This is a genomic window from Turneriella parva DSM 21527 (assembly GCF_000266885.1).
GTDB classification, from domain to species: domain Bacteria; phylum Spirochaetota; class Leptospiria; order Turneriellales; family Turneriellaceae; genus Turneriella; species Turneriella parva.
Map to the genome: position 1 here is coordinate 3,526,322 of NC_018020.1, position 25,060 is coordinate 3,551,381.

Below are 25,060 nucleotides of genomic sequence, written 5' to 3' on the forward strand. Positions count from 1 at the left end.
CCTTGGCACCCTTTGGTGTGGTTGTAAAGTCTTTTGCACATTAAGAAATATCAATCGCCGCTCGTCTCTCTCTGCATTCACCTTATGATCTGTCTTTTGGTTCCTCTCTTCCTGCTTTCAGTTTGTTACCTTGTTTTTAGGTCGACCGGCAATGGCTTACGGCGAGAGTTTCAACGGTTCGTTGAGAACCAGAAGATAATCTTACAGAGAATCATGTGACTCAATATCCGTCATGCATAGTACACGATCAATGCGGGTCTTTTCTTAGCTTGAAAATCTCCTGCAGCTTTTTGTCGACGGTTTCCAGCTCACTCTGCACATCAAAGAACTCTTTGTAAGCTTCCGGGACAGTCTCCCTGAACTTTTGCTTATTCCGCTCTAATCGTTCAATATTTCTGCGAATATCCAGGCTGAATGTAATACCAACACTTCTGCGCATTTGCATTGTCGCCCAAATCGCAGTGGCAATCGATATAAGAATCCCTGCTATAGACAAAGCATGTCCGATGTATTCTTTCAAATCCATTTCGTTTTACTGCCATTCCGGAATTTACTAAATATGATCATAGGCAAACTGATAACAGCTATGACCCATTCCGCGTAAAGAAAATATTCCGTTACAATCAATGACCGAAATTTCGCCCGGCCCTCCTAGCCGGGCTCACAGGCGCAATTACTTCAGACAACAAATTTTACGCGCTGCGCCGCTGCGGTGCCGTAGCTCCTCGCGTGCTCGGGTCTCCGCGGCAGGAGATCGCGGACGACGCGCACACCGGGAGGTGTGTTTTCGCGCGTCGCCGCGAGCCGCTCCGACCACATTTTGACTTGCTGTGAAGACCCAGCAAGTCAAAACGTCAGCGTAAAATCCACGTTGTCTGAAATCGCCATCAGAGAATATTCTTGTCGAAGCCGGCCTATTTTAATACACTGTATTACATATGCGTAAAGTGATTACCGTAAGCCTTCAGCCCGAGCTAAGCAGGAAGTTGGATAAATCCGTAAAGGCAAACAAGACCACCCGTAGTGAAATCGTGAAAAAGGCACTGGATCAATATCTCTATCAACAAGAGACTAATCGAATACGGGCTAAACTAAGGCCATATGCTGAAAAAGCCGGTTTCTATAGTGAAGAAGATGTTTTTCGGGCCATTTCTTGAAGATCGTAATCGATACAAATGTACTCATCTCTGCGCTGATTTTCCCAGGAGTCTCCTCCGAAGTTTTTGATTCCGCCGTGAATAATCATGAAATTTGGCTTTCTGAATGGATCATTCGGGAATTCAGCCAGAAGTGTGCGGAAAAATTCAAAATACCCCGTGAGGCTCTTAGCGAGACCTTGAAGCATTTGGGTGAAAGGGTAAACATAGCAATACCCACAGGGCAAAGGCCAGAAGTATGCCGAGATCCAGATGATAACAATGTGCTTTGGGTCGCGAATGCAATAGGGGCAGACATACTTCTTACTGGTGACCAAGATTTACTGGTATTGAAAAGGTTTAAAAATACCCAAATTCTCTCTCCCAGAGACTACAAGGCCGGCTATATGGCATCGTAGTCAGATGGCGACTTCAGACAACAAATTTTATTTGCTGCGCTCCCTGCGGTGCCGTAGCTCCTCGGGTGCTCGGTCTCCGGTGACAAAGATGCATGGACGCCCGCGCTCTATCGAGCTTGGTTGGCGGGCGCCATGCAGTCACCTACGACACATTTTGGCTTGTGTCGAAGACGCCACAAGCCAAAACGTCAAATAAAATACGCGTTGCCCGCCATGCCTATGCGTGGCCGAAAAATAAAAGAGGCACTGTGTGCAGTCGAGCTTGCGGCTTGCTATTTCGGTGAAGATTAGAGTTTGGCGGCTGGCGCAAGCACGACTGCTTGGTTGGCGCTCCTGGCTTCGATGTTTGTGTGCGTCAGAAATCCTACTATGCGTTCGAATTCGGTAATGCGGCTTCGCAGGCCACGCATCGCGAGCTTGAAAGCGATTGGCCCCTACCCGATCGATGCGACGTCGCGCTCGCGAGTCGGCACGGCGGGCAACAGATTTTACAAGCTGCGCCGCCATTCGCTACGCGAAAGGCGTGCTCGGTCTCGGCGACGAAGATGCGTCGACGCCCGCAGCTCAGTTGAGCTTTATTGGCGGGCGCGCCGCAGTCGCCTTCGACACAATTTGGGTTGCGCCGAAGACGGCACACCCCAAATCGTCTTGTAAAATTGCACGTTGTCTGAAATGGCGCAAAATATATTTCACATGCGACACAGAGCTAAACGAAGACAAAGGGTACTTTTCTGGATACTCATTACGGCTTTACTTTATGGCTGTAATAAGAGCTCGCAGCCTCCAGCCACTAACCCTGCGGAGAAGAAAGCCGAAGTCGTAAATGACGAAAACTGCATTAAACCAAAAGGAAAGAATCTATTCTCTGACTTCAAAGCCGGTTGCTTGGGCCCAGATTGCACTGAGCCGAGAGATTGCGGAGATATTAAGCTAATCTTTAAGAAAGGCGGCAAATTCTACGCAGAATATTCATGCCATGGGCCAGTTTACAATGGGACTTGGTCCGTCAAAAATGGGAATTTGATCGCAACCGCCGTAAGCTCAGAATCTCGCGAAGACTATTGCAATGACCAATGCCATGATGAAGATTTGCCTTGTCTCAAAAATTGCAAAGCGACATTTTTTGAAAAATTCGGTAAAGATGAATTGAAAACGCGTCTTCGTTACGAATTTGTTGACAGAGGCTCTAATCACATTGAATTGCAGCTCATAACAACAGATTTACATCCAGTTGACGGTAAAGAAAAGTACGACAATTCTTGGGCCGAACCAGAGTGGGAAGAAATGGGGTGCATGCATTAATACCATGCGCCACTTCAGACAACAAAATTTACCTGCTGCGCTCGCTGCGGTGCCGTTGCTCCTCGCGTGCTCGGCCCTACGCGCCAAAGATGCCTTCGTCGCACAAACGGGACGTTTGTTTGGTGCTCCTCAGGCAGGCGCTTCGGGCACATTTGGTGACGCAAATAGGCTTTACAGGTTGAAATAATGACACAAGCGTCACCAAACGTCAGGTAAATTCTGCGTTGTGCGAAAGACGCGGGCAAATACACATTATTCTGAACGAAACGGCATATGAAAGAAACTGACTTACTCCCGAAAAAGGCAGAAAAGTTGCTTTTATCACAAATCAAGAACTCTAACTTGGAGCCGTCCGAATTATCCCCGGAGACCTTACTAAAGCAAATAGTCGATTTTTATTTGAATACTCGATTTGAGGAAGTTGATATATCAGCCGACGGCGATATGCTGCTGATCCAATGGGGAACCTATGACTGGGGAGAAGGTGCTTTCTTCGAATTTGACATTACGCGGCAGTTTATTGAATCGAGCAAAACAGATGACGACGCAATAAGCCAATTACACGCTACGCTATTTTTTGCCGAAACTCCGGAACTCTCAAAAGAACAAGGGAATCAATGGTTCCATGACCCCGAAAGTGCGGCTTCTACATTTGATTTTGTTAAGGGACTAAAGTTCATTGATAAGCTACAGAAATTGAAGCCTCTAAAAGTAGAGATACGGTCTGAATATGTGTAGCCCGCGTCCATCGCACAACAAAATTTACCTGCTGCGCTCGCTGCGGTGCCGTAGCTCCTCGCGTGCTCGGCCCTACGCGCCAGAAGATCGCGGACAAAGCACAAGCGGGACGCTTGTTTTGTGCTTTGCCGCGAGGCGCTGCGGGCACATTTGGTGACACAAGGCGGCTTTCCTGACTGCATTAATGACACAAGTGTCACCAAACGTCAGGTAAATTCCGCGTTGCCCGCCATGCCTATGCGTGGCCGAAAAATCGAAGAAGCACTGTGTGCAGTCGAGCTTGCGGCTTGCTATTTCGATGAAGATTAGAGTTTGGCGACTGGCGCAAGCACGACTGCTCGGTTGGCGCTCCTGGCTTCGAGGTTTGTCTGCGTCAGAAATCCTACTATTTGTTCGAATTCGGTATTGCGGCTTCGCAGGCCACGCATCGCGAGCTTGAAAGCGATTGGCCCCTGCCCGATCGATGCGACGTCGCGCTCGCGAGTCGGCACGGCGGGCAACAGATTTTACAAGCTGCGCCGCCATTCGCTACGCGAAAGGCGTGCTCGGTCTCGGCGACGAAGATGCGTCGACGCCCGCAGCTCGGTTGAGCTTTATTGGCGGGCGCGCCGCAGTCGCCTTCGACACAATTTGGGTTGCGCCGAAGACGACGCACCCCAAATCGTCTTGTAAAATCAAGCGTTGCCCGCCATGCCTATGCGTGGCCGAAAAATAGCAGAGTACTGTGTGCAGTCGAGCTTGCGGCTTGCTATTTGGATGAAGATTAGAGTTTGGCGGCTGGCGCAAGCACGACTGCTCGGTGGGTGCTCCTGGCTTCGATGTTTGTCTGCGTCAGGAATCCTACTATTTGTTCAAATTCGGTATTGCGGCTTCGCAGGCCACGCATCGCGAGCTTGAGAGCGATTGGCCCCTGCCCGATCAATGCGACGTCGCGCTCGCGAGTCGGCACGGCGGGCAACAGATTTTACAAGCTGCGCCGCCATTCGCTACGCGAAAGGCGTGCTCGGTCTCGGCGACGAAGATGCGTCGACGCCCGCAGCTCGGTTGAGCTTTATTGGCGGGCGCGCCGCAGTCGCCTTCGACACAATTTGGGTTGCGCCGAAGACGCCGCACCCCAAATCGTCTTGCAAAATCAAACGTTGTGCGACAAATCTGCAAAATTTTCCTTTTCTGTGCTGACCTCCTGTCAGCACGGCTCATGAATTCGGGCATAAGAGGCTTCAAGGGGGTGTCAACTTTAGAACGGCGCAAATCAGAAAATGACACATTTGTCATTTAGGCGATTTAAGCCTTCGCGGAGATCTGAAAAAAAAATTGCCGCCGTGATCTGGAGGTTCCTATCCCGTAATGCCGAAAGTTTTTGCGGCACCAATAAAACCAATAGGAGAAACTTATGAAAATCGAAAAAACAGCCAAGAAGATTACTCGCACTGGCGGCGCTAATTAATTAGCTTCGCCGACTCAGCTCGATTTCGAGCTGAGTCTTTGAATTTTATACCTACTATCAAAACTTATCAAAGGTAATATATGACCAGATTATTTCCAAAAGCTTGGGTCGGTACCATGACCGTCGGAACCATCGCACCTGCTAGCCCAGCCCCAAACAATTTCCGCCAAAGATATGAGAGAGGGATTCAGAATCTTAAAGCCTTAGGGCTCAAAGTTATCGAAGATAGGCGAGTTTTTGCCAAGAACGGTCATGTGGCTGGTACTGTCGGCGCGCGAGTCAGGCATATTCACGATCTATTTCAAAACCCGGAAGTAGGCATGATTATCAGCGCTATCGGTGGTTTCAATTCGAATCAATTGCTGCGCCATATTGATTACGATCTGATTCAAAGAAATCCGAAAATCTTAGTTGGCTATAGTGATGTTACGAATTTGCACATGGCAATTACTAAACAAACGAATTTAGTCACTTTTTATGGGCCAGCAATAATGCCTCAATTTGGTGATTTCGGCGGACCAATCGATTTTACTCTCCGGAACTTTAAGAAAGCCTTTCAGCCGATTCCCATCGGCAGTCTACCAGTAAGCGAGGTCTTTACCGAAGAGCTTTTGCCTTGGGGGACGCACGATAGTCGCCCCAAACAAATGCAGCCCAATTCCGGCTGGATAATTTGCCACGAGGGGAAATCCGAAGGTTACTCTCTGGTAGCAAACCTGACCACCTTAATGATGACGATTGCGACGCGCTGGGAACCAATATGGCAAGATAAAGTGCTTTTTCTCGAAGAGGAAGGGCAATCGACGCAGATAACTGATAGATGTCTTACACACTTAGAGAATATTGGCGTCTTTGAAAAGATAAAAGGAATCGTTTTCGGCAGATCATACGGCTACAAAGTAGTTGATTCTAAATACCCTTTGAAGCGAATACTGAGACGGTTTGGTCGTCGCTACAAAATTCCGGTCATTGCAAACGTTGATTTCGGGCATTCTGACCCAGTTCTCACTCTTCCGCAGCTCATTCATGTCAAAGTGGATACTGCTAAGCAAGACGTTGCATTTACAGAGGCGGCCGTCGTTGCGTGAACGCTTTCAGCTCAAGAAATTCTATCGCATATCGGATTATCAAAATTCGAACGTTAGCGAATTTCCACACCTTGTCTCCCTAGGTTATGACGAAATTCTCGCAAAGCAGGTTCAGGGAAATGACGTGACGCTTTCTTTGTTGGCCCATTTGGACGGTACTAAATCCTTGGGGGAAATTTGTGATATCCTGTCTAAGGCCCATAAGATTTCAGAAGCAGAAATTTTCCTCCAAGTTAGGGCATTGATTGATGCTGGGTTGTTGCTTCCGGAACACAAATCTGAACTGTTATCGACGGAGGAAATTATTCGATATGATCGCCACCTTCTTTTCTATTCCATATTTACTGAGAATCCAATCTGGCATCAAGAGAAACTCGCAAAAGCAACTGTTGCAATCCTTGGTGTCGGCGGGATTGGTTCGTGGGTCGCGTACAATTTGGCATGCTGTGGCGTCGGTCGTTTGATTCTGATAGATTCAGACTTCATTGAAACGAGTAATTTAACGCGACAAATACTCTACGGGCCATCGGACGTTGGAAAATCGAAAATAGAGGTTGCCGTAAATAGGCTGCGAAATTTTAATCCCTTTATCAATGTCATCGGCATTGAGAAAAAAATCCAAAACTACGGTGATCTTGACGAAATTCTGCCCGAAATCGATTTTGCGGGCATCGATTTCATCATCCAAAGTGCTGATAAACCGGAGAAAATTCATTTCTGGCTGGATGAATTTGCTTATCGCAGAAAAATTTCCTACGCTTTTGCAGGTTATATCGAAATTCTTGGTGTGGTGGGCCCCATTGTAATTCCCGATAAAACTTCATGCTTAATGTGTGCCGAAGCGAAAATTCATGACTTTGAAAACGCAGATCTGAAGGCCATACAAGATCGATTTCAAGCTCCGTCTTTCGGGCCGATAAACAGTATCGTTAGCTCGTTCGTCGTCTTGGAGACTATAAAGCTCCTTTTAGGTATGGAGGAATCGCAGCTTCTTAACCAACGGCTTACATACAATTTCCTAAAAAATCAAATAGATTACGAACCCTACCCAAAAAATCCAAATTGCACACAATGTGGGAGAAAAAATGATTAAACCTGGGCCAAATCTTTGCATGCTACCGATGGAGGAAAGGCATGTGCCATTCCTTCAAAACCTCCAGATGGATTGGGATAATGCTGATCTGTACAGGATGCGTAATGTCATTTATTCAGTCTTTGAAACTGTTGCTTGGTATAGAAACGTTTTATTGAATAATGAATCGCTTCGCTATTTTATTATTGCTGCGAATGATGATCCTAATAAAAATCCTGTCGGGCTGGTGTATTACTCAAATATCAGTCAAAAGGCAAGGGTCATTGAACAAGGCATCTACCTAGAAAAAAAATTGCGAGCCAAACCCACGGCCATTTTGGAGGTAATCCACATATCTGCGCGTTATGTATTTGAAACGTTGAATTACCGAAAAATCAAAATGCACCTGACTGAAAGAAGAAAGAGTATCATGCGTGCTTTACAGGCAATAGATTGGGTTGTGGAAGGTCGATTCATCAAAGAGGTTTTTTTCTGGGGAAAATACTACGACGAGTACCGATTAAGTCTTTTCGATGAGAGTTATCATAAGCTCGTTGCAGAATTTGAAGCATCTGGGAACGATTACCAAAGATATTTAAAAGCCCGGTTAAAAAATATGCCGTCCGCAGACATTAAGAGTGCAACGTTCCAAATTGGTGGCGATTGATGCAAACCGATTACTTTAATCTGTTGGCTAAGTTCAACCACGCTTACTTACATCCCGGTGGCTTGGCCGCAACAGAGACATTACTGTCATGGGTGAATTGGCAAGCTTCTCCAAAGATACTCGAAGTCGCATGCGGTGTCGGCCGAACATCACTAATGGCTGCAAAGCGAGGTGCCGCTGCGGTCATAGGCATCGATGAAAGTGCGGGCATGATAGCATCAGCAAAAGAGAACTTGAAAAGGCAAAATATTCAAAACGTGAATTTCACAGTGCTGCAAGCTGAAGCGAATGCGCAACCTGATAAGGATTACGATGTTGTAATTTGCGAGGGGGCCACTGCATTTTTCTCTAATCGAAAAAAAGGGATTTCGGAAATCAAACGAGTCTTAAAACCGGGTGGCATATTTCTGACGACGGAGTTCTATTATAAAGAACGGCCTCCAGAAGCTCTGATTCAGAAAATGAGCGATTTAATGGGGAAGAAATTTGAACCATATAGCTTAGATGATTGGCTTGCCTTATATGGAGAAACAGGGTTCACCATTGGAGAGATTATTTCGACTCCACGGAATAAGCCATGGTCTCGTTTTTTTCGTGAATGGCGGGAGAATATGCATTTTTTCCTGTTCTCAAAATGGCATCCTGATAGACCGAAATTAAATGAATATTTTAGCGCATTTCGTGAAAATGCAAAATACCTAGCGGCCTGCTCGTACAAGCTTATTCGTTCATGAAACTCTTTCATATACATGTAGTGATGACCACTTCCCTTTTTAGCAGCCTCATTTGGGGCATGATGCTCCCAAACTTAACCCCCTATTTCAGTGCAAAGGGTTTTGAAATAATCTCAATCGGCCTGCTATTTAGTATTTCAGTTCTATCGCGGGTCTTTTCTCAGTATTTTTTTGGCGCCCTAATTTCACGGTATGGATTCGTAGTTGCGGGTATGGTAAATGCTTTCGGCATATTCTTATTAAGCCTCCTGCTGATAGATGAATTTGAACATCCTATAAAACTCATTCTAGCCGGTATAGGTTTTGGCTTGATCAATGGAATTTTCTTCGTAACACTGGATACAATAATCCGAAGTGTCTCTGAGAGTCCCGCGAAATTATTTTCACTTAGAATCGTTCTTGTTGGCATAGGCTTGACGGTGGGCCCCATTTTGAATCATTTCCTGCTTCTCATTTCTGTCGAAAGCTGTCTTAAATTGCAATTGTTGGTCGCGATTTTGATTTCAATTTATTTCTTTTTCTTCCCGAAATCATCAATGCTGCTTGAAACACGACGGACTTTGAGTTTCTCACCTAACCTCAGAATCGTAATAATTGCACTACCCGTCTTTACGGCTCAAATTATTTATGGCGCCTTAGAGCCCATATTACCGTTATACGCTCTTAATGAGATAAAAGATCCAAAAATGGCACCGATTTTCTTCTCTGTGAACTTTATTGCTTTTATCATTGGTCAAGGATTCGGCCTGATTCTCCAGAAATTCTTAAAAATCGAGAATATATTCATCTTAGCTTTTACCCTGATGGGATTAAGTTTCTGCATTTTTTCGCTGCAAACGAATCCATTTTTCTTCTACCTATGGATAAGTCTCGAAAGTATATCAGCCTCCATCCTTTTTTTAACTGGAAAGAGCATCATCGGTTCATACTTCTCAAAAGAGGAATTTGCTAATGCCTACGGTCAGTATGCAGCTTTCACGGATTTTGGTCTATTCATTGCGCCTGTCATCTTCACTTATTGGTACCAACATATTTCCGCCAAATACATATTACCTTCTATAGCAGGTTTTGTGCTTTGCTTTCTTCTGCTCTTTGGTTTGATACAATTTTTCTCGCAACAGAGACTCCGAGCTGCGGAGGGTGAATAACAAACATCTTATACCGACTCCACCCCCGCCATCCGTGGCGGGGGTGGCTTAAGTCTAGATGCTTGCAGATTCGTCGCACAACAAAATTTACACGCTGCGCTCGCTGCGGTGCTGTAGCTCCTCGCGTGCTCGGGTCTGCGCGGCGAAGATCGCGGACGGCGCGCAAGCGGGACGCTTGCTTTTGCGCGCCGCCGCGAGCCGCTCCGACCACATTTTGGCTTGCGGCGAAGACGCCTCCAGCCAAAACGTCGTGTAAATTCCACGTTATGCGCAATAGCTGATCGGGGTAACTTTCATGAAATTCTTAACTGCAAAGCAAATCTCTGGTGAAATTGATTCAATAATTACCGAGGCGAAACAACAGATCATATTAATCTCACCCTACATTCAGATTTCTCCACTCTATATCGATCACATGCATGATGCTTCCGAGCGGCGCGTGAAGATTACTTTCGTATTTCGTGACCAAAATCAAAAGTTTATGCAAGAAATGAATCTTGGCTCAATTAGAGGCATTGAACTCAAATACTTGGAAAACCTGCACGCAAAATGCTACATGAATGAATCAACTGCGCTGATTACGTCAATGAACCTGTATGATGCCTCAGAAAATAACCGCGAAATGGGTATTCTTCTCAATAGTACTGATTCTGCTGATCTTTACCAAAAAGTGAGACGTGAGGCCGATTCAATAATCGCGGCATCCCAAAAACTAAACACTTTTATCCGCTCCATCAAGAATTTTGTAAAAGACGTCACTCATGCTTTCTGCATTCGCTGCGCCGAACCGATTGCCGAAAATCCAGAAAAGCCTCTGTGTGCCTCGTGTTTTAGTGCCTGGAAAAAGTTTGGTGATCCAAATTACAAAGAGAAATATTGCCATATCTGTGGCAGGGATTGGCCAAGCTCGCTGGCGAAGCCATTATGCAAAGAGTGCTGGGCAGATTCAGCTTAATCAGCTACTGCGCATAACAAATTTTACAAGCTGCGCCCCTGCGGTGCCGTGGCTCCTCGGGTGCTCGGCCGCTCCGCCACGAAGATCGCGGACAAAGCGCAAGCGTGACGCTTGTTTTGCGCTTTGCCGCGAGTGGCTCCGGGCACATTTTGACTTGCTGCGAAGACACAGCAAGTCAAAACGTCTTGTAAAATCCGCGTTGCCCGCCATGCCTATGCGTGGCCGAAAAATAGAAGAGTTACTGTGTGCAGTCGAGCTTGCGGCTTGCTATTTGGGTGAAGATTAGAGTTTGGCGGCTGGCGCAAGCACGACTGCTCGGTTGGCGCTCCTAGTATCGAGGTTCGTGAGCGTCAGAAATCCTGCTGTTTGTTCGAATTCGGTATTGCGGCTTCGCAGGCCACGCATCGCGAGCTTGGGAGCGATTGGCCCCTGCCCGATCGAAGGTCTGTAGCGCTCGCTAGCCGGCACGGCGGGCAACAGATTTTACAAGCTGCGCCGCCATTCGCTACGCGAAAGGCGTGCTCGGTCTCGGCGACGAAGATGCGTCGACGCCCGCAGCTCAGTTGAGCTTTATTGGCGGGCGCGCCGCAGTCGCCTTCGACACAATTTGGGTTGCGCCGAAGACGCCGCACCCCAAATCGTCTTGCAAAATCAAACGTTGCCCGCCATGCCTATGCGTGGCCGAAAAATAGAAGAAGCACTGTGTGCAGTCGAGCTTGCGGCTTGCTATTTGGGTGAAGATTAGAGTTTGGCGGCTGGCGCAAGCACGACTGCTCGGTGGGCCCTCCTGGTATCGAGGTTCGTGAGCGTCAGAAATCCTACTATTTGTTCGAATTCGGTATTGCGGCTTCGCAGGCCACGCATCGCGAGCTTGAGAGCAATAGGCCCCTGCCCGATCGATGCGACGTCGCGCTCGCGAGTCGGCACGGCGGGCAACAGATTTTACAAGCTGCGCCGCCATTCGCTACGCGAAAGGCGTGCTCGGTCTCGGCGACGAAGATGCGTCGACGCCCGCAGCTCGGTTGAGCTTCATTGGCGGGCGCGCCGCAGTCGCCTTCGACACAATTTGGTTTGCGCCGAAGACGGCACACCCCAAATCGTCTAGTAAAATCTAACGTTGTCTGAAATGATTTGCCAACAGATTCGCCCTGCTCCCCGTCATCCTTGACGGGCCATTGCCGAAGCGAATTCAAGCAGGGTTACTCAAGGAATAAGCAATTTGAAGCCAGTTAAGTTGTATTTAGAGACATCGGTTTGGAACTTTTACTATGCCGATGATGCTCCTGAAAAAAGGGATATAACCCGGCAGTTCTTTGAAAACTACGCCAGAAATCAGTATGAGTTGTTTATTTCTGATGAGGTATTGAGGGAAATCAGTCAGGCCAATCCGAATACGCAGCTTTTACTTCGCGAATTGATACAAAAATATGAGCCACAGATTATCGATCTATCAGAAGAGGTTGAAATCCTAGCTCAAGCCTATTTGGAAGCCAAAATCCTCCCTCCCCGGTGCGAGGTTGACTGCAGGCATGCTGCCGTAGCCACCGTTTATGAGCTTGACGCGCTACTAAGTTGGAATATGAAACACTTGGCGAACTACAGGCGAATGCAAGCCATCAACGCTATTAATTTGTTGCGCGGTTATGGAAAGCATTTGGAACTGATGGTGCCAATGGCGGTGAGCGAAGATGAAAGTTGACAAGTCATTAGAAGAAGTCAGAGCCTGGAAGGATAAGATTTACGAAGCCGACAAGGGTCTGACAACTTCACAGTTGCTCGAAAAATTGAGATTGGAGACTGCAGACATTAAGGCCTCCCTCAAGCTTAAGCAATACAGACCAGAATTAGCAAGTGCAAAAGCTAAGTAGCCATTTTTCGGCATCCTTGCCGAAAAATGCGGCGTACAAAGTGGCAAATCACTTCAGACAACAAGTTTTACCTGCTGCGCTCGCTGCGGTGCCGTAGCTCCTCGCGTGCTCGGCCACTCCGCGCCGAAGATGCCCTGCGCCCGCCGGCCAGTGGGCCTGCATTGGCGGGCTCGGGCAGGCGCTTCGGGCACATTTTTGCTTGTGACTAAGAAGCCACAAGCAAAAACGTCAAGGTAAAACCAACGTTCTCTGACATAGTTGCGACTTGTCTTTCGCCGGCATCCATGCCGGCGCATTGGGGTCGATCAAAAGCCTAAGTGTTGAATAAAACTTCCTCGAACGAGTTGCTTTTTGCTCGATCTATTGCTGCAATAACCAGAGATGTTTGAGTCCTAATTTTCGGCCAACTGGTTGTGCTTAGAACTATAATAGAAATTCTGCGGTTCGCAAGAGCTTGCTGATATTTGAGGTTTTGATCGGTAGTAATAAATATATCATAATTAGATTGCTCAGCCTCATTGAGTAACTCGCCGTTTTTTAGTTGCTGCCAGCCCTTTTCATAAGCTGTTTCGACTGAGTGCCCGGATAAAAATGTTCGCAAAGGTGCAGGTACACCCTGATCAAATAATACTTTCAAACGGGTTGAGGTGTTTTAAGAATCTGTGCTGCAAAACGAAGCACTGATTCTGCATCCTGTCTACGAACACCTGGATACCAAGATAGAAATTCATCCAAAGTTGCCCCGTCGGCAAGATTTGCAAAAAGAGCCTCTATTGGCACCCGAGTTCCTTGGAAACGGTAAGCGCCACTAAGGATGTCGGGGTTGACAGCAACCCCTGGGCAGCCTAACCAATCAACTTGCATGCTGTTAACTTATGTATAGAAAGCTGATTTGACAAGTAAATTAGGGTTTATACTTAAATTCGCCCGGCCCTCCATGCCCGGGCTCATAGTCGCAACTACGTCAGAGAACAAATTTTACGCGCTGCGCCGCTGCGGTGCCGTGGCTCCTCGCGTGCTCGGCCCTGCGCGCCGAAGATCGCGGACAAAGCACAAGCGGGACGCTTGTTTTGTGCTTTGCCGCGAGGCGCTCCGGGCAGATTTTGGCACCTTCTATATGGTCGACAAAATACGGCTTTAACGAAGACGGTGCCAAAACCTCAGCGTAAAATCCACGTTGCCCGCCATGCCTATGCGTGGCCGAAAAATAGAAGAAGCACTGTGTGCAGTCGAGCTTGCGGCTTGCTATTTGGGTGAAGATTAGAGTTTGACGGCTGGCGCAAGCACGACTGCTCGGTGGGCCCTCCTGGTATCGAGGTTCGTGAGCGTCAGAAATCCTACTATTTGTTCGAATTCGGTATTGCGGCTTCGCAGGCCACGCATCGCGAGCTTGAGAGCGACTAGCCCCTGCCCGATCGATGCGACGTCGCGCTCGCGAGTCGGCACGGCGGGCAACAGATTTTACAAGCTGCGCCGCCATTCGCTACGCGAAAGGCGTGCTCGGTCTCGGCGACGAAGATGCGTCGACGCCCGCAGCTCAGTTGAGCTTTGTTTGCGGGCGCGCCGCAGTCGCCTTCGACACAATTTGGGTTGCGCCGAAGACGGCACACCCCAAATCGTCTTGCAAAATCAAACGTTCTATGTCATTGCCTAGCGTCGCGAAGAAGTAGAAAAGCCAAAGAGCGCCTCGTCATTGTAAGCTCCTTCCAGGCTTGAACGCTGGTTGTGTAACGGATGCTACAGTTGAAGATCGCGACGCTCCGCGATCGCTGCAAGAGTTTTACCCAGGCGTATTCGCAAAACCCGCGAAGAGTTGTCGGCGCGATGGATCAGATTTCGTCTTGCGCTACGTTCGCGAGCCTTCGTTTTTTCGTACGCGGCGGGAATTACCGAGGCCTCGCGAACTCCGCTTTGCTTAAACCTCCAACGCCTCGTCATGTAAAGTGCGGGCTTTGCGAACACGCCACAGCCCTACCCCCTAAGCGATCGCTTGACGGCAACGACATAGAACAAATTTTACGCGCTGCGCCGCGACCACTGCGTTGGGTCGCGTGCTCGGCCCTACGCGCCGAAGATGCCCTTCGCCCGCCGGCCAATGGGCCTGCATTGGCGGGCTCGGGCAGGCGCTACGGGCACATGCGCTTCGCGTAAAACGCAATGGTTGAAATACAAAACACTTTACACCCGCAGGCGCACGTCAGCGTAAAATCAACGTTGTCTGACATTGCCAACAAAGTATGCCATTTAAACTAATTTTACGCGATTTGTGGCTAGATATTTTTTTAATCATAGCGGCGGCCCTTGCTTCGCGTTTAGACTTCCAGTTGATACCGGTCGAAAATGACATTTTATTCAATGCCTTTTTGAGCATAGTTTTAACGTCCTTGGCCTTTTTTTGTAGCGGCTTCTATTTGGGTTTTCTTATTTCCGAAAAGTATCAGGTCCCCTTCACGCTGCGGAATTACTTCCGTGACTTCGACTTTTTGGCGACGCTCCTGTTTGTGGCAACACCCTTTACACTAATGATAGTTATCGCAATACTTCCGGTCACGCTTGGTACACGCCTTCAGTTTTCAACTTCGATGGGTGTTGTCCTTGCATTTCGATTGGGTTTTTAGTTTGGCCAAAAGCTATATTTCCGTGGGCGACAAATTGCGGTTAATATTGGTGAAACCGATGTACAAGCAGGCTTTCTTGAATCATGGCCCAATATATTCTCCATTTTTCTCTTCATAGTGTTGCCAATGGACGTCATTTATAATTATTCATCCTTCAATCAGCACTGGTGGGCGTTCTGGTTGGTGCTACTTGTCTTTGCCGGCACAGCCTTTATAGGGGCAAAACTAATCAATGACTTTCTGAGCTGGCTTAACGTAAAACTCAGTGACCCAAAGGCACCACTGGAATCACAAAGCCTTAACATTTGGCTCTTTTTCGTGCTTCTTGTACTTGGTGTTTATGAATATGATCTTTTGCAAACATTTGAGCGCTATGAAAGATTTCAAGGAAAAGGCGGCGTCTATGCCTTTATTGTGGGTATTATTCCGCTGCGAATAGCCAGTTTCGTATTCCTCAAAAAGACAGTCCTGAATGCCTGTGTCTTTTTGGTCACATTGCTTGTCTATGGCTACTTTGCTTAGTTGGCAACGTCAGACAACAAGATTTACCTGCTGCGCTCGCTGCGGTGCCGTAGCTCCTCGCGTGCTCGGCCTCCGGTGGCCTGAAATGCGTTGACGCCCGCGCTCTGTCGAGCTTAATTGGCGGGCGCAACGCAGCCACCTGCGGCACATCGATGGCGCGCCAAGAGCGGCTTCTGTAAGAATACTGCATTCGTTGTGCGGCGCACCATCGACGTCAGGTAAATCCAGCGTTGTACGAAAAATCTGCGAAGACTTTTTCCCACGCTCATATATGCCGACTTCCTGTCGGCACAGAGATTGTGAATAGGTTTACGTTGATAACATAATTTCAGAAGTAAGCACATCCTATGAAAAACACCCATGGCCGTTACCTATTTTTGATATTATCTATTCTCCCTGCGACATGCAAAGAGGAGGCTGCGCCTTCAATACCGCAACATGCGTACCGGCCTCCGCCGCTACCAGAAAGCGTTCGCAAAGAATTGGAGAATCGGCCACAGTTCAAGACAATAGCTGATTTTGAGCAGAGTCAGACTTTGGACGTGCAGGTGCCTGCTCTTCGACCCAAATGGCGGCTCATGACCCAGATTCCGAATGTTGAATTTGCTCTTCCTGGGTACCTTGATTTTAGGATCGAAAACCAAACTTTAAACCAGAAACGGTTTCCCGAATCCAAAACTCCGCTTACGTGGGAAAGGTACTCATTTATCGACACGTCGCTAGCTCGCCACCTAAAGGCGCATCCAGAAGTCCGTGGAACAGAAGCAGGCGTAACCGAAGTCTATTATGAGATTTACCGTAATTTGACACTGAAGGATTATCTACAAAGGCGCCTAAAAGAAGACCCTATGGTATTTGGCTATCTCAAGGCAAACAAGGTTAATAAGCCTGGTATCGGCTATTACTTAAAATGGGGCGACATGTTCACATACCACCATGAATTCATGCTTGATAGGGGAACGGATACGCATGTATTTCACGTCGCAGGTCCCCTAGGCGCAATACCCGAGAAGAGCCGGCTTACAGACAAAGAAGTGGAAGATATTCTCTTTTCACTAAATCTAAAGAGTGACAAGTGAAGCGGGCGTCGGCAAAACATCCTTGTTTTGCCGCTGTTAACCAGGCAGATTCTTCGTACAACAAGTTTTACCTGCTGCGCGCACGACCACTTCGTTGGGTCGTGTGCTCGGCCACTCCGCGCCAAAGATGCCCTGCGCCCGCCGGCCAGTGGGCCTGTATTGGCGGGCTCGGGCAGGCGCTTCGGGCACATTTTTGCTTGTGACGAAGACGCCACAAGCAAAAACGTCAAGGTAAAACCCGCGTTGTCTGCCATTGTTGCAAGACAAATTTTACTGGCCCGCCTCCATGCGGGCTATCATGAGCATATACCGGTGGCTGCTCTGTCTAGGCAAGGCTTGCCCTCCTTCGACTTGACGATTATGCCTTTAATCTACTTCGAACCCACCCCAACCTTCATACTTAGCATTACTCTTCTGTGCAATGTACATCAGCCTCGATTCAATATTTACAATCGCCTCGAAATCAAGTTTCATCAGGCGCCTTGCGATAAAATCCTTTTTAGAAATGCCAACAGAATAAAACTGGAATTCTGACGCCTTCACGTCCGCCTCTAGTTGCTTTAAATTGCTATCGGGTTTGAGCGCTATAATAAACTCTAAATCATGAGGCTTGTTGGCGTTTGATCCCCCATCGATAAAGCGCTGAACCGCATCCCGGGTTGCCTGGCGTTCTTCAGGTGATAATGGTATTCCCTTATTAACTGGTGCCTTGCAGCTCAATATGAGACACAAGAAAGCGAAAACCTTATTGTAATTGATTAACATTTAAACCTCGATTGGGCCTGTATCGGCATGCAGTATTTATAGTAAACAATATTTTGCGCTCGGCCCTCCCTGGCCTCGCTACCGAAGCAACAACGGCAGACAACAAGTTTTACCTGCTGCGCTCGCTGCGGTGCCGTAGCTCCTCGCGTGCTCGGCCGCTCCGCGCCAAAGATGCCCTGCGCCCGCCGGCCAGTGGGCCTGCATTGGCGGGCTCGGGCAGGCGCTCCGGGCACATTTTGGCTTGCAGCGAAGACGCTGCCAGCCAAAACGTCAAGGTAAAACCAACGTTGTCTGTCATGATTCACAAGACACAATTTATTCACCGTATTGACACGAAGGATCAGATGGCGTGTCATAATCTTGTTTTCACAAAGTCAATGCATACAGCCTCATTGGCGCAATGGGAAACATTTCAAACTGAGCACCCTGTCTACACAATTGATCCTGATAGCCTCCTATGCAACCTGGCTGAATACGAAATGTTTTTGTCTCCAAGACTCAAAAGAGTTCTGATGTCAAGCTGGGCCCGGAATGGGCTGCAGGTCGGTATTGGACAGTCTGAGACGCGCTGGCTATCTATGGAACAAGTCCAAAAGATTCATAGCATAGCAGAATTTGAAATAACATGCGAAAAGCTTCGGCGCAAAATTAATCCCAAGCTGCCGAGCCGACTTATGTGCATATATTTGGCTGAAGACTCGCTCGACGGGCGATTAATGTTAGCAAATATGTTTGGCTATTCAGGTGATCCGGTGATTCTGCAAGTTCGCATAAAGTACGCTTTGCGCATTCACCGGGCAGATTCAAAATGGCTGGAGATCTATCAAACCAATCGAGATACAACAGCCATTGAACAATATTGGAAAGGCAATCCCTTTAATGAGATACCACAGTATGAATATCTCATAGATGGCGCAATAGAATTAGTTAACTCATATGACGCAGAAAATCTCAGGCAATTTACTGGAAATCGTGCCGCTGAGTGAATCACGACAGACAACAAAATTTACCTGCTGCGCTCCCTGCGGTGCCGTTGCTCCTCGGGTGCTCGGCCCTACGCGCCAAAGATGCCCTGCGCCCGGCCAAGCGGGAGCTTGGTTTTGCCGGGCTCGGGCAGGCGCTCCGGGCACATTTTTCGACGGGAAATGGCTTTACAAATTGAAATAATGACAGAACCGTCGAAAAACGTCAGGTAAATTCAACGTTCTAAGCCATTGCCTAGCGTCGCGAAGAGTATCATTATCACTAAGAGCTCCTATTGATTGAAAGCCCCCGCCAGGCTTGAAAGCTAGTCGTGTAACAACTGCTACAATTGAAGATCGCGACGCTCCGCGATCGCTGCAGAATCTCACCCCGGCGTATTCGCAAAACCCGCTAAGAGTTATTGGCGCGATGGATCAGGTTTCGTCTCGCACTGCGTTCGCGAGTCTGGGTTGATTCGTACGCGGCGGGAATTAGCGAGAGCTCGCGAACTCCGCTTTTTGCAGACCTCGCGCCGCTCGTCAGGTAAAGTGCGGGTTTTGCGAACACGCCACGCCCTGCCCTCTAGCGATCGCTTGACGGCAACGGCTTAGAACAAATTTTACGCGCTGCGCCGCTGCGGTGCCGTAGCTCCTCGCGTGCTCGGGTCTTCGCGGCAAAGATCGCGGACGGCGCGCACACCGGGAGGTGTATTTTCGCGCGCCGCCGCGAGCCGCTACCGACCACATTTTGACTTGCTGCGAAGACACAGCAAGTCAAAACGTCAGCGTAAAATCAACGTTGCCCGCCATGCCTATGCGTGGCCGAAAAATAGAGGAGGCACTGTGTGCAGTCGAGCTTGCGGCTTGCTAATTCGGTGAAGATTAGAGTTTGGCGGTTGGCGCAAGCACGACTGCTTGGTTGGCGCTCCTGGCTTCGATGTTTGTGTGCGTCAGAAATCCTGCTATGCGTTCGAATTCGGTATTGCGGCTTCGCAGGCCACGCATCGCGAGCTTGAAAGCTATGCCCCCTGCCCGATCGATGCGACGTCGCGCTCGCGAGTCGGCACGGCGGGCAACAGATTTTACAAGCTGCGCCGCCATTCGCTACGCGAAAGGCGTGCTCGGTCTCGGCGACGAAGATGCGTCGACGCCCGCAGCTCAGTTGAGCTTTATTGGCGGGTGCGCCGCAGTCGCCTTCGACACAATTTGGGTTGCGCCGAAGACGGCACACCCCAAATCGTCTTGTAAAATCAAGCGTTAGGTGCCATTGCGCACGAAACTTTTTAAGGAGACTTTTATGAGATATAAATTACTAATATTGACCAGTTTGATGGTTGGCATTTCAGCCAAGTGTACCAGCTTTACTGAAAAGAAACAAGCGGCAAATGCGAGTGCAGATCAGCAGGCAACTGCACAGAATCTGCCATTAATCTATGACATTGCACGTTTGAATATAGACTCGGCAGGTGGCGTTGGCTTAACGGTGCAAATTCGAAATACATCAACCAAAGCAATGAAGTATCTCATATTTGTCTTGTCCCCCTATAATGCAGTTGGGGACCGCGTGGCATCTGAGATTGGCAATAAGGTGCAAGCCAGATTGTCATTTACCGGGCCAATACCATCAGTTCGCAACGTAGATCAGCAAGATGCCGCGGCCTATAACGAACTTGATCGACAAAACAACGGCGCCTTTTCCACAATTTGGTATAATTCAACAATTAGGTGCGTAAAGGTGGAGCGGATCGAAATTACCTATATGGATGGTTCACAGCTCACGATCAAGAATAAGGCAGATTTGGTGAAAATGAACCAAACGTACTCGGAAGCATTGAAGTTATCAGGCGAGGATTCTCTGTTCGGAAAAGAATGGGTTGCAAGCAAAGTCTGCGAGAAATAGAGACATGAGCGTGGGTTCATTGGCTCCGTAAGCGGCTAACGTTTATGATCGATACGATTCTGGAACAGGTAAAGGATTGCATCCCGGAAATTGGGGCCATATGGCCTCGCAAACAAGGGAAAGATCCTTTCATATTTCAAATTGAATCGTTATCTAAGGCTGGCAAGCTACCAAAACTTGCGCGGCTAGAAACATTTCTTTGGGAGAACGGCCTTAGGACATATGATAAGGCTCGGCAAAAGCCGGGACTCATCGTCCCGACTGTAATGATAAATCCGGCTTTTGCTCTTATCCAAAGTATTGTCGAAGAAACTGGTGGTTTAGACAGCAATTCTCCGCTAATCAAAACAATCGTACAGAATTATGTAGAATCATTATCTTCTCAAGAGGCTGAATACATTTCAATAGCTCCGATATTAGGTTTTCAAAGTTCTATGTACAGTATCAGTCTGTGGCGTGAGTTTAGCATCAGAAAAATGACCGAAGCCGAATGGCTCCGTTGTAAGCGAATATTTGGTCGTTTTGAAAACATTGATAAAGACGTATTCATATTAGCGAAGGCACCCTTTCACTGGCAACTTGATAGCGATCCCGGCGGTGTGCAAATGTCATCTGAGTTCGAAAGAATTTTGAAATTTCTTCGTTTGATAAAAGGTGGTTTCATCGATATTCACAATATCTATACGTTTTGCATTAAACCGGGCTGGATATCGAGTCCACCTATGACATTTGGGCTCCGAGTTGCAAGACCAGAATATTTCCCGTCCGCATCCTATGTCTTCGAAGCTTCGGATACAAATGTTCTCGAGATTCTGGATAATTCCGAGCCATTGTATATTAATGATAATAGAGATTTTGCTGGGCGGCTTAAGATAGCCATCGCGAGAATCCAGCGCACAAATCAACGCTTGAGTCCCGATTCTGATGATATCATTGATCTGATGATAGCCCTCGAAGCTCTATTGGGTGAAAAAGGGGAAGCGATTGCTTATAAACTCGGTATGCGCGCCGCTAAATTGTGCGGAAAAGATGCCGCCGACAGACAACGTATTTATAAAGGTGTAAAGAGCGCTTATAATAAGCGGAGCAACATCGTGCATGGAAATACAAAACAAACCGAATTAGCCAACCATCTCGAATTCAGTCACCAAATTTCCCGCGCGGTTTTGATTGAATTCTTAAAAGGACTAATGGCGGGAAAAATTTGGACACTTGAAGCCCTTGATGAACATATACTTAACTAAGCGCAACGGCACCTAACAAGATTTACCTGCTGCGCTCGCTGCGGTGCAGTGGCTCCTCGCGTGCTCGGCCTCCGGTGGCCTGAAATGCGTTGACGCCCGCGCTCTGTCGAGCTTTATTGGCGGGCGCAACGCAGCCACCTGCGGCACATCGATGGCGCGCCAAGAGCGGCTTCAGTAAGAAGACCGCATTTATGGTGCGGCGCACCATCGACGTCAGGTAAATCCACCGTTGTGCGAAAGAGCTGGGCAATGAACATATTCTTAAGGCGATTTTTGCTCATCTTGTTTCTATTAACAACGGGCTGCGGTCGAAGTATGACTGTAAAGAGAGAGGCTGACTCGAAAGACCCAAATGGAATTTCAAAAGCAGGGGCGATATTATATGTAACCTCTACCGACGGCTTGTTCTTGCGCAGTGCGCCAGATGCATCTGCTAAAAAAGTCGCATTGATTCCATTTGCGGAGAAAGTCAGTATACTTTCGGTCGACGGAATTGCTGTTAGCGTGGGCGGTCGAACCGGAAATTGGGCTAAAGTTGCCTGGCGCGAAAAAACCGGCTACGTATTTGACTATTTCTTAACCGATGAACTCAGTCAGCTATTGGCGCATAAAAGATTCGTGTTTGGTAATGGTTGCACTGGGCTTGAATACAGTGAACATACTTGGCATTTGATCTTTCTCCCGGCCTTTAAATATCGCTCGGAACGCATATCTGGATGGGGCACATCTTGCAATCGAGAGCGCATAGCAGAGGGTAGCTATGACGTCTTCGGTGGTAAACTTACTTTGCGTGCAACGAGCTTATCGGACCGCATTGTTGGTGGCAAAGGGTGCGAAAAGATGAATTTACCGTCTGGCCTGAAGGAAATCATTCCTGGTCATGATGAGGGCATCTTTGTAGTGACTCAATGCGAAAAGAAGCTTGCCATAGCTGCTTCTTATGACAGCCCAAAGATGCTTATTCTAACGAACAATCCGCCGTGAGCCCAGCTCCATCGCACAACAAATTTTACCTGCTGCGCGCGCGACCACTTCGTTGGGTCGCGTGCTCGGCCGCTCCGCGCCAAAGATGCCCTGCGCCCGCCGGCCAATGGGCCTGCATTGGCGGGCTCGGGCAGGCGCTTCGGGCACATTTTTGCTTGTGACGAAGACGCCACAAGCAAAAACGTCAAGGTAAAATCAACGTTGTCTGAAATAATTGCGCCTTTATTATTCGCCGACATCGTGTCGGCGCGGGGATCCTGTCATAATTTATTGATCCGAGATCGAAAGTAAGCCCTTAAAGGACTTTTTTATTTTTGACATCTATTTTCTTCGCGTCAACATCTATTAACTCCCTGATCTCGGGGGCGAATCTACTATGGATCATAGAAGTTAGCATTACGGTGCTTATCCATGACATTTCAAACACTGCAATAAGTAACGCTAGAGAATAAACGAGCAGAAACAGGTCACCTTCATTCCGATCATAAGCCGCATTAGAAATCAAAGGAATCATGACTATGATTGTGAGAATACCAATAACCCAAAATCTATTTTGTCGATTTTGAGACATCACTTCCCTAATGTCAATTATCGGAATATCAAGTGTCTGATCTTTCAAGTAAACATTGATCCTTTCCATATAGAAGGGAAACCCCTTATAAACACTAATGCCGAAATAGACGGCCGTCAATGCAAGGACAGATAAATGCATAACCCAGGGAAGATACTGATAAGGAAAAATAGAATTTGTCGAAATACTCATTAGGCTGATGGCGTTTATCAGGCAAAGAAAGGCAGGAATATCCCTGACCAGCCTCCGATATAACCGATCTTTGCGGAATAATAACAGCGTGATCAAAAGCAATACAGCCCCCGCGAGGGCTATTCCATTAAATCTCAAAAAATAACCCCGGAATTCACTAATTCTAAACGTAGAGTGCATTGTCAGCAATTCAAGTAAGCAGAAATATCCTCCCAACAGAAAGTAATGTATGGCAGTCGATACGGTAAAACCGATTAGCAACATTAGAATGTTTTTCAGAAGCATAAGACTCAATATGCAAGAAGTTGCCCCTCGCTAGGCCGTGCTTTACCGCCGATTTTCAGGCCGTAAAGCAAGATTCTCAGTATTACAAGAAACAAGTTATGAGAATCCGTCCCTCATCGCCCCGGCCTCCTTGCCGGAGCTCACAGGCGCAATTACTTCAGACAACAAGATTTACCTGCTGCGCTCGCTGCGGTGCCGTAGCTCCTCGCGTGCTCGGCCTCCGGTGGCCTGAAATGCGTTGACGCCCGCGCTCTGTCGAGCTTAATTGGCGGGCGCAACGCAGCCACCTGCGGCACATCGATGGCGCGCCAAGAGCGGCTTCGCTAAGAAGACTGCATTTATTGTGCGGCGCACCATCGACGTCAGGTAAATCTAACGTTGGCTGCCATGATTTGGCAAAACCGCATTGGCGCCCGACATCCATGTCGGTCGCTCCCTAATAAATAATTGACGAAGCCACTGATCTTCCATACACTAAGGCATGTCGTCTGGCACCAAATCTATAAAAAAAGCGCCGAAAAAGACTGATTTATTGTCTGAACTGGTTGAAAAAAGTCGGAAAATCCCGAAATCCGAAATGGCCAAGATGCCTAAAAACGGCTCAACTGCGCATAGAACACCGCACCTTCTCGATCATTCGAGATGAAGCCTGTTTTTCTTGATACTTCATACCTAATCGCTCTCATTGTTGAAAGGGATGAGCATAATGAGCGAGCCCTCCAATTGCGAACAGAGATAGGTCAAATTGGGCTCTTAACGAGTGAGCTTGTTTTGACCGAGTTCCTCAATCATTTCTCCGATTATGGTACATTCTGGCGCAAATTTGCCGCCGATACAATAAGCTCGATTCAACGGAACAGCCAAACGAAAATCATATCATTTAGCCAGATACACTTTGAAAAGGCGTTCAGCCTATACCGTCGTCGACAAGACAAAGGCTACAGTCTGACAGATTGCTCTTCAATGTTGATAATGAAAGAAAAAGGCATACGGACCATATTGAGCACAGATCATCACTTTGTTCAAGAAGGCTTTCATGTACCTATGCTTGAAAATTGAACGCTAGGTTCTTACCGTTTCGCCCTCCCTGGCGAAACGGAAGAGAATTTGCCGCCTAGCCAAATCACGGCAGCCAACAAATTTTACGCGCTGCGCCGCTGCGGTGCCGTAGCTCCTCGCGTGCTCGGGTCTTCGCGGCAAAGATCGCGGACGACGCGCACACCGGGAGGTGTGTTTTCGCGCGTCGCCGCGAGCCGCTACGACCACATTTTTTGACGCAAATCGGCTTTACAAATTGAATAAATGACACAGGCGTCAAAAAACGTCAGCGTAAAATCCACGTTGTCTGAAATCGGTTGCAAGAG

General features: G+C 47.9%; 29 protein-coding genes and 2 pseudogenes. 19 read left to right on the forward strand and 12 right to left on the reverse strand.

Annotated features, from left to right (window positions below; genetic code table 11):
* Positions 1-247: 247 nt before the first annotated feature.
* A complete protein-coding gene (locus TURPA_RS16835) occupies positions 248-526 on the reverse strand; it encodes a hypothetical protein (RefSeq protein ID WP_014804498.1) in 279 nt (92 codons plus the stop codon).
* A 412-nt stretch (positions 527-938) separates the two neighbouring features.
* Here TURPA_RS16835 and TURPA_RS16840 point away from each other — a divergent pair, with 412 nt between their 5' ends.
* Together TURPA_RS16840 and TURPA_RS16845 are read left to right on the forward strand one after the other, a co-directional pair.
* Positions 939-1,157 carry a CopG family ribbon-helix-helix protein gene (locus TURPA_RS16840; RefSeq protein WP_014804500.1) on the forward strand — a complete coding sequence of 73 codons (219 nt, stop codon included), beginning with the start codon at positions 939-941 and terminating at the stop codon, positions 1,155-1,157.
* Complete coding sequence (locus TURPA_RS16845; RefSeq protein WP_014804501.1) at positions 1,154-1,555, forward strand: putative toxin-antitoxin system toxin component, PIN family; 402 nt, start codon at positions 1,154-1,156, stop codon at positions 1,553-1,555. The genes TURPA_RS16840 and TURPA_RS16845 overlap by 4 nt, the downstream gene beginning before the upstream one ends.
* Positions 1,556-1,842: 287 nt before the next feature.
* Here TURPA_RS16845 and TURPA_RS24375 read toward each other — a convergent pair whose 3' ends face one another.
* Positions 1,843-1,965, reverse strand: a complete 123-nt coding sequence (locus TURPA_RS24375; protein WP_281054941.1) for a hypothetical protein — start codon at positions 1,963-1,965, stop codon at positions 1,843-1,845.
* Positions 1,966-2,575: 610 nt separating this feature from the next.
* Here TURPA_RS24375 and TURPA_RS16855 point away from each other — a divergent pair.
* Together TURPA_RS16855 and TURPA_RS16860 are read left to right on the forward strand one after the other, a co-directional pair.
* Positions 2,576-2,857, forward strand: coding sequence for a hypothetical protein (locus tag TURPA_RS16855; RefSeq protein ID WP_041948619.1), 282 nt, complete (start codon positions 2,576-2,578; stop codon positions 2,855-2,857).
* A 273-nt stretch (positions 2,858-3,130) separates the two neighbouring features.
* Complete coding sequence (locus tag TURPA_RS16860) at positions 3,131-3,595, forward strand: hypothetical protein (RefSeq protein ID WP_014804503.1); 465 nt, start codon at positions 3,131-3,133, stop codon at positions 3,593-3,595.
* A 305-nt stretch (positions 3,596-3,900) separates the two neighbouring features.
* On the opposite strand, the gene TURPA_RS23585 is transcribed toward TURPA_RS16860, so the two are convergent.
* Both TURPA_RS23585 and TURPA_RS24380 read right to left on the reverse strand, forming a co-directional pair.
* The gene (locus TURPA_RS23585; RefSeq protein WP_157210558.1) at positions 3,901-4,086 is read right to left on the reverse strand and encodes a hypothetical protein; all 186 of its coding nucleotides are present in this window, start codon (positions 4,084-4,086) and stop codon (positions 3,901-3,903) included.
* A 272-nt stretch (positions 4,087-4,358) separates the two neighbouring features.
* A complete protein-coding gene (locus TURPA_RS24380; RefSeq protein WP_157210559.1) occupies positions 4,359-4,544 on the reverse strand; it encodes a hypothetical protein in 186 nt (61 codons plus the stop codon).
* A 578-nt stretch (positions 4,545-5,122) separates the two neighbouring features.
* Between TURPA_RS24380 and TURPA_RS16875 the strand changes: the two genes are divergently transcribed.
* The 6 genes from TURPA_RS16875 (at position 5,123) to TURPA_RS16900 (ending at position 10,706) form a co-directional block, all read left to right on the forward strand.
* Complete coding sequence (locus tag TURPA_RS16875; RefSeq protein ID WP_014804505.1) at positions 5,123-6,130, forward strand: S66 family peptidase; 1,008 nt, start codon at positions 5,123-5,125, stop codon at positions 6,128-6,130.
* Positions 6,123-7,223: a HesA/MoeB/ThiF family protein gene (locus tag TURPA_RS16880; protein WP_014804506.1), complete on the forward strand. Its 1,101-nt coding sequence runs from the start codon at positions 6,123-6,125 to the stop codon at positions 7,221-7,223. Before TURPA_RS16875 ends, TURPA_RS16880 begins: the two co-directional genes overlap by 8 nt.
* Positions 7,204-7,869, forward strand: coding sequence for a GNAT family N-acetyltransferase (locus tag TURPA_RS16885; RefSeq protein WP_157210560.1), 666 nt, complete (start codon positions 7,204-7,206; stop codon positions 7,867-7,869). Before TURPA_RS16880 ends, TURPA_RS16885 begins: the two co-directional genes overlap by 20 nt.
* The gene (locus TURPA_RS16890) at positions 7,869-8,603 is read left to right on the forward strand and encodes a class I SAM-dependent methyltransferase (protein ID WP_014804508.1); all 735 of its coding nucleotides are present in this window, start codon (positions 7,869-7,871) and stop codon (positions 8,601-8,603) included. Before TURPA_RS16885 ends, TURPA_RS16890 begins: the two co-directional genes overlap by 1 nt.
* Complete coding sequence (locus TURPA_RS16895) at positions 8,600-9,751, forward strand: MFS transporter (RefSeq protein ID WP_014804509.1); 1,152 nt, start codon at positions 8,600-8,602, stop codon at positions 9,749-9,751. The genes TURPA_RS16890 and TURPA_RS16895 overlap by 4 nt, the downstream gene beginning before the upstream one ends.
* 295 nt (positions 9,752-10,046) lie before the next feature.
* Positions 10,047-10,706 (forward strand): phospholipase D-like domain-containing protein, encoded by a 660-nt coding sequence (locus tag TURPA_RS16900; protein ID WP_014804510.1) that lies wholly within the window; start codon positions 10,047-10,049, stop codon positions 10,704-10,706.
* A gap of 282 nt (positions 10,707-10,988) precedes the next feature.
* Here TURPA_RS16900 and TURPA_RS23595 read toward each other — a convergent pair whose 3' ends face one another.
* Positions 10,989-11,174 carry a hypothetical protein gene (locus TURPA_RS23595; RefSeq protein WP_157210535.1) on the reverse strand — a complete coding sequence of 62 codons (186 nt, stop codon included), beginning with the start codon at positions 11,172-11,174 and terminating at the stop codon, positions 10,989-10,991.
* A gap of 15 nt (positions 11,175-11,189) precedes the next feature.
* Positions 11,190-11,667, reverse strand: a pseudogene (locus TURPA_RS24385) (hypothetical protein).
* Between the two features lie 258 nt (positions 11,668-11,925).
* Between TURPA_RS24385 and TURPA_RS16915 the strand changes: the two are divergent.
* Both TURPA_RS16915 and TURPA_RS16920 read left to right on the forward strand, forming a co-directional pair.
* The gene (locus tag TURPA_RS16915) at positions 11,926-12,405 is read left to right on the forward strand and encodes a type II toxin-antitoxin system VapC family toxin (protein WP_014804511.1); all 480 of its coding nucleotides are present in this window, start codon (positions 11,926-11,928) and stop codon (positions 12,403-12,405) included.
* Complete coding sequence (locus TURPA_RS16920) at positions 12,395-12,574, forward strand: hypothetical protein (protein WP_014804512.1); 180 nt, start codon at positions 12,395-12,397, stop codon at positions 12,572-12,574. The genes TURPA_RS16915 and TURPA_RS16920 overlap by 11 nt, the downstream gene beginning before the upstream one ends.
* A 313-nt stretch (positions 12,575-12,887) precedes the next feature.
* Here the strand turns inward: TURPA_RS16920 and TURPA_RS16925 are convergent, their stop codons facing one another.
* From TURPA_RS16925 to TURPA_RS24390, 3 genes are all read right to left on the reverse strand, one after another.
* Positions 12,888-13,211, reverse strand: a complete 324-nt coding sequence (locus TURPA_RS16925; protein WP_014804513.1) for a DUF5615 family PIN-like protein — start codon at positions 13,209-13,211, stop codon at positions 12,888-12,890.
* Positions 13,208-13,438, reverse strand: a complete 231-nt coding sequence (locus tag TURPA_RS16930) for a DUF433 domain-containing protein (protein WP_014804514.1) — start codon at positions 13,436-13,438, stop codon at positions 13,208-13,210. Before TURPA_RS16930 ends, TURPA_RS16925 begins: the two co-directional genes overlap by 4 nt.
* A gap of 100 nt (positions 13,439-13,538) precedes the next feature.
* Positions 13,539-14,054 (reverse strand): hypothetical protein, encoded by a 516-nt coding sequence (locus TURPA_RS24390; RefSeq protein WP_014804515.1) that lies wholly within the window; start codon positions 14,052-14,054, stop codon positions 13,539-13,541.
* Positions 14,055-15,318: 1,264 nt separating this feature from the next.
* On the opposite strand from TURPA_RS24390, the gene TURPA_RS16950 reads away from it, so the two are divergent.
* Together TURPA_RS16950 and TURPA_RS16955 are read left to right on the forward strand one after the other, a co-directional pair.
* Entirely contained in the window at positions 15,319-15,714 is a 396-nt protein-coding gene (locus tag TURPA_RS16950; RefSeq protein ID WP_014804517.1) for a hypothetical protein, read from the forward strand.
* A gap of 347 nt (positions 15,715-16,061) precedes the next feature.
* Complete coding sequence (locus tag TURPA_RS16955) at positions 16,062-16,793, forward strand: hypothetical protein (protein WP_014804518.1); 732 nt, start codon at positions 16,062-16,064, stop codon at positions 16,791-16,793.
* 366 nt (positions 16,794-17,159) lie between these two features.
* Here the strand turns inward: TURPA_RS16955 and TURPA_RS16960 are convergent, their stop codons facing one another.
* Positions 17,160-17,558 (reverse strand): ribonuclease E inhibitor RraB, encoded by a 399-nt coding sequence (locus TURPA_RS16960; protein ID WP_014804519.1) that lies wholly within the window; start codon positions 17,556-17,558, stop codon positions 17,160-17,162.
* A gap of 236 nt (positions 17,559-17,794) precedes the next feature.
* On the opposite strand from TURPA_RS16960, the gene TURPA_RS16965 reads away from it, so the two are divergent.
* The gene (locus TURPA_RS16965) at positions 17,795-18,544 is read left to right on the forward strand and encodes a DUF2441 domain-containing protein (protein WP_041948627.1); all 750 of its coding nucleotides are present in this window, start codon (positions 17,795-17,797) and stop codon (positions 18,542-18,544) included.
* A gap of 516 nt (positions 18,545-19,060) precedes the next feature.
* Here the strand turns inward: TURPA_RS16965 and TURPA_RS24395 are convergent.
* Positions 19,061-19,621, reverse strand: a pseudogene (locus TURPA_RS24395) (hypothetical protein).
* 196 nt (positions 19,622-19,817) lie between these two features.
* On the opposite strand from TURPA_RS24395, the gene TURPA_RS16975 reads away from it, so the two are divergent.
* The 3 genes from TURPA_RS16975 to TURPA_RS16990 all read left to right on the forward strand — a co-directional run bounded on the left by TURPA_RS16975 (position 19,818) and on the right by TURPA_RS16990 (position 22,648).
* Positions 19,818-20,420: a hypothetical protein gene (locus TURPA_RS16975; RefSeq protein ID WP_014804522.1), complete on the forward strand. Its 603-nt coding sequence runs from the start codon at positions 19,818-19,820 to the stop codon at positions 20,418-20,420.
* A gap of 44 nt (positions 20,421-20,464) precedes the next feature.
* Complete coding sequence (locus TURPA_RS16980) at positions 20,465-21,664, forward strand: HEPN domain-containing protein (protein WP_014804523.1); 1,200 nt, start codon at positions 20,465-20,467, stop codon at positions 21,662-21,664.
* Positions 21,665-21,979: 315 nt separating this feature from the next.
* Entirely contained in the window at positions 21,980-22,648 is a 669-nt protein-coding gene (locus TURPA_RS16990) for an SH3 domain-containing protein (protein WP_014804524.1), read from the forward strand.
* A 295-nt stretch (positions 22,649-22,943) separates the two neighbouring features.
* Here the strand turns inward: TURPA_RS16990 and TURPA_RS16995 are convergent, their stop codons facing one another.
* A complete protein-coding gene (locus TURPA_RS16995; RefSeq protein ID WP_014804525.1) occupies positions 22,944-23,696 on the reverse strand; it encodes a hypothetical protein in 753 nt (250 codons plus the stop codon).
* A 642-nt stretch (positions 23,697-24,338) separates the two neighbouring features.
* Between TURPA_RS16995 and TURPA_RS17000 the strand changes: the two genes are divergently transcribed.
* Positions 24,339-24,755, forward strand: a complete 417-nt coding sequence (locus tag TURPA_RS17000) for a type II toxin-antitoxin system VapC family toxin (RefSeq protein WP_014804526.1) — start codon at positions 24,339-24,341, stop codon at positions 24,753-24,755.
* Positions 24,756-25,060 lie beyond the last annotated feature (305 nt).

Coding starts and splice junctions, on each gene's coding strand:
- TURPA_RS16955 (WP_014804518.1), top strand. CDS start 16,062: ATGAAAAACACCCATGGCCGTTACCTATTTTTGATATTATCTATTCTC.
- TURPA_RS16990 (WP_014804524.1), top strand. CDS start 21,980: ATGACTGTAAAGAGAGAGGCTGACTCGAAAGACCCAAATGGAATTTCA.
- TURPA_RS16890 (WP_014804508.1), top strand. CDS start 7,869: ATGCAAACCGATTACTTTAATCTGTTGGCTAAGTTCAACCACGCTTAC.
- TURPA_RS16960 (WP_014804519.1), bottom strand. CDS start 17,558: ATGTTAATCAATTACAATAAGGTTTTCGCTTTCTTGTGTCTCATATTG.
- TURPA_RS16975 (WP_014804522.1), top strand. CDS start 19,818: ATGAGATATAAATTACTAATATTGACCAGTTTGATGGTTGGCATTTCA.
- TURPA_RS24390 (WP_014804515.1), bottom strand. CDS start 14,054: ATGGCGGCGCAGCTTGTAAAATCTGTTGCCCGCCGTGCCGACTCGCGA.
- TURPA_RS16895 (WP_014804509.1), top strand. CDS start 8,600: ATGAAACTCTTTCATATACATGTAGTGATGACCACTTCCCTTTTTAGC.
- TURPA_RS16920 (WP_014804512.1), top strand. CDS start 12,395: ATGAAAGTTGACAAGTCATTAGAAGAAGTCAGAGCCTGGAAGGATAAG.
- TURPA_RS17000 (WP_014804526.1), top strand. CDS start 24,339: ATGAAGCCTGTTTTTCTTGATACTTCATACCTAATCGCTCTCATTGTT.
- TURPA_RS24375 (WP_281054941.1), bottom strand. CDS start 1,965: ATGCGTGGCCTGCGAAGCCGCATTACCGAATTCGAACGCATAGTAGGA.
- TURPA_RS16995 (WP_014804525.1), bottom strand. CDS start 23,696: ATGCTTCTGAAAAACATTCTAATGTTGCTAATCGGTTTTACCGTATCG.
- TURPA_RS16840 (WP_014804500.1), top strand. CDS start 939: ATGCGTAAAGTGATTACCGTAAGCCTTCAGCCCGAGCTAAGCAGGAAG.
- TURPA_RS16930 (WP_014804514.1), bottom strand. CDS start 13,438: ATGCAAGTTGATTGGTTAGGCTGCCCAGGGGTTGCTGTCAACCCCGAC.
- TURPA_RS16980 (WP_014804523.1), top strand. CDS start 20,465: ATGATCGATACGATTCTGGAACAGGTAAAGGATTGCATCCCGGAAATT.
- TURPA_RS16835 (WP_014804498.1), bottom strand. CDS start 526: ATGGATTTGAAAGAATACATCGGACATGCTTTGTCTATAGCAGGGATT.
- TURPA_RS16950 (WP_014804517.1), top strand. CDS start 15,319: ATGGACGTCATTTATAATTATTCATCCTTCAATCAGCACTGGTGGGCG.
- TURPA_RS16875 (WP_014804505.1), top strand. CDS start 5,123: ATGACCAGATTATTTCCAAAAGCTTGGGTCGGTACCATGACCGTCGGA.
- TURPA_RS16860 (WP_014804503.1), top strand. CDS start 3,131: ATGAAAGAAACTGACTTACTCCCGAAAAAGGCAGAAAAGTTGCTTTTA.
- TURPA_RS16900 (WP_014804510.1), top strand. CDS start 10,047: ATGAAATTCTTAACTGCAAAGCAAATCTCTGGTGAAATTGATTCAATA.